Below are 2,584 nucleotides of genomic sequence, written 5' to 3'. Positions count from 1 at the left end.
AGCTAAAGCATGTCGCTGTTGACCGGATTCGGGATTCCCGTTTGGCTTGATTTGTGATTCTCATGTCCGTTTTCAAGGGTTACGACATAGGTTTTCGCTTCGCTTTTTCAGGGCAGAGAGCATTATATGCTGCCTATTGCAGGACGCGGCGGCATTGAGACGACGGTTGATCAGACTCTGATGCGCGGATTGGATACCGCAGGACCGTGGTTCGTCTCGGGCCTTCCTCTGTCTCACGTTAACGCGTGTTGCCATTTTTCAGGCTCGCAGAATCACAACGAGGGTTGCCCTGACCGGCCGCCGCGCCCAACAATAGGCAGTGTGATGGAAGTAAACTTTTCTCCTTCTTCGTGTTGAGCCGTTCTTTGTCAGGCGGCTTTTGTTGACGTGACAGGAATGGTTGTTGCGATAGCCCAGACGAAAGCAGCAAGCTCACGTGCGATGGCAACGATGACGATATTGGTGGGGCGACCACTGGCTTGCATACGCCGGTATCGCTGGCATAGCCGTACTTGCGCCTTCCAGGGGATTGCCCTGATATTTTCAGGCAACCCCTCGCTTCGCTTCACAATTTCCAGGCCGACACGCGCGGGTAATCTATAGGTCCATGCGCCTTCGACCAGCATCCGTCGTGCGCGGGTGTTGCCCGCCTTGGTTAATGGACCCACGCACCACGCTTGCGCCTGTGGAATGCTCCTTGGGAACCAGTCCCAGCCAAGCCATGAACTGACGTGGGTTGCTAAAGCGCCGAAAGTCGCCGATCTCCGAGACCAGGGTCAGCGCTGAGATCTGTGCGACACCGCGCAAGGCCTGGATCGCTTCCACCACGGGGTTGAGTGACCAGTCCGGCAAGAGCGCCAGCATCTGTTGGGTCAACCGTTCACGCCGTTCCTCTATTTGCTCGATGGCACGAATATATTCTTCCATGGTGACCTGCTGCGCCCGATGATCGAACCTCTGGGCCGCCAGCCAGTTTCGATGTGCTTTTGTCCAATGAGACCGGCCCTCGAAGACCCGGCCGTAGCGGAGCAAAAATGACAAGAGATGCTGGCGTGCCCGTCGCAAATCAGAGACCGCCGTTTCCCTCGCCCGGCAAAGATCGCGCATGGCCTCATGCGTCTCGTCGGGAACCCAGATGGATGACAGTTACCGGCGCGCAACAAAGCAGCCAATGCCACCGCATCGCGGCGATCCGTCTTGATCTGGAGCCCTGGACGCGTTGGAATGAGCGATGGTGCGACGACGAGGCATTCATGGCCGAGACCTGAAAGCTGGCGATACAACCCATAACCCGTCGGGCCGGCCTCGTAGCAAAAGCAAAGGCGCTCGTGACGCCCGGCGAGCTTGTCGACAAATTTGCGCACCGTATCAGCACGGTTGGCGATCTCGCCATAGTAGCGCACCTCTCCCTTGCGGCCCGCTTCCGCCAAGCCAACGGCAATCTTTTCCTTGCTCACATCCAAACCAACGTAAAGTGTAGTATCATCGACCACGGCTCGTCTCCTATGTTTGAGGCTCTGGCTGTCAAGCTAACCCTCGTGCACAACATAATGCGAGACGAGCCACCATGCCTAAGAAGGACATGGGGTCTCACTTGTCTCGTGGAAGGAGATGCACCATGGGCAAGCCGCATCCGATCGAGTTGCGTGAGCGTGTCGTTGCGTTTGTGAATGAGGGCAATAGTCACCGGGAAGCCGCTCGGCATTTCCGTGTTTCGCCTCGGTTCGTCAACAACATGATGATCCTGCATCGGTCATCCGGCTGTCTGGCCGCCGCCAGGCAGGGCCACCCGCCTGGTAGTGTGAAGCTTTTGGCTCATGGTGATTGGGTCCGCGAGCAGATGTCCGCCCGTGGCGAAACGACTTTGGACGAACTGTGCGTTGCGCTCGCGGAGCGCGGTATTGAAGTCCACCGCGCCACGGTCGGGCGATTCCTACACCGACTTGGGCTGAGCAATAAAAAAAGCCTCAAGGCAAGCGAGCAGCGTAGACCAGAGATCGCCAAGGCGCGTGATCTTTGGATCAATCGCCGAAAGCGGTTCTTCAACAAGGCCTTGTCGCGTCTCATCTTTATCGATGAGACTTCCACGGATACGCGCCTGACAAAACGCACCGGATGGTCTGCCAAAGGCAGGTGCTTTGCCGCCTATGCGCCCTTCGGAAAATGGAAGACACAAACCTTCATTGCCGGACTGCACTGCCATGGCCTGACCGCGCCATGGATCGTCGATGCACCGATGAACAGCCGCATCTTCGAAACCTGGATCGAGACACAGCTTGTGCCGACACTGTCAGTCGGTGATATAGTCATCCTCGACAATGTCGGCTTCCACAAAAGCCAGAAGGCTGAGCAACTGGTCAAGGCAAAGGGCGCTTGGTTTCTCTTCCTGCCGCCCTACTCGCCGGACCTGAACCCAATCGAAATGGCTTTCTCAAAACTCAAGGCACTTCTGAGAAAGCGAGCAGCACGCAGCTTCGACGCCATCTCAAAAGCACTTGGCGATATCATCAGTCTCTTCTCCATCAATGAATGCCAGAACTTCTTTAAGGCTGCTGGGTATGAGGCCGAATAAATGCGACACGCT

General features: G+C 56.7%; 3 protein-coding genes. 1 reads left to right on the top strand and 2 read right to left on the bottom strand.

Annotated features, from left to right (window positions below):
- Positions 1-597 precede the first annotated feature (597 nt).
- The gene (locus tag JNC63_RS21835) at positions 598-927 is read right to left on the bottom strand and encodes a transposase (RefSeq protein ID WP_157796423.1); all 330 of its coding nucleotides are present in this window, start codon (positions 925-927) and stop codon (positions 598-600) included.
- Positions 894-1,493 (bottom strand): IS110 family transposase, encoded by a 600-nt coding sequence (locus tag JNC63_RS21830; protein WP_006473472.1) that lies wholly within the window; start codon positions 1,491-1,493, stop codon positions 894-896. The genes JNC63_RS21835 and JNC63_RS21830 overlap by 34 nt, the downstream gene beginning before the upstream one ends.
- Before the next feature lie 125 nt (positions 1,494-1,618).
- Here JNC63_RS21830 and JNC63_RS21825 point away from each other — a divergent pair, with 125 nt between their 5' ends.
- On the top strand, positions 1,619-2,572 hold the full coding sequence (locus JNC63_RS21825; protein WP_006473471.1) for an IS630 family transposase: 954 nt from the start codon (positions 1,619-1,621) through the stop codon (positions 2,570-2,572).
- Positions 2,573-2,584: the final 12 nt, after the last annotated feature.

It is taken from the genome of Brucella ciceri (assembly GCF_041930145.1).
Lineage (GTDB): Bacteria > Pseudomonadota > Alphaproteobacteria > Rhizobiales > Rhizobiaceae > Brucella > Brucella intermedia.
This window is presented reverse-complemented; position numbering and strand designations above follow the sequence as displayed.

Bases quoted from the DNA above. Each gene is read 5' to 3' on its own strand.
- JNC63_RS21835 (WP_157796423.1), bottom strand. From the start codon at position 927: ATGGAAGAATATATTCGTGCCATCGAGCAAATAGAGGAACGGCGTGAA.
- JNC63_RS21825 (WP_006473471.1), top strand. From the start codon at position 1,619: ATGGGCAAGCCGCATCCGATCGAGTTGCGTGAGCGTGTCGTTGCGTTT.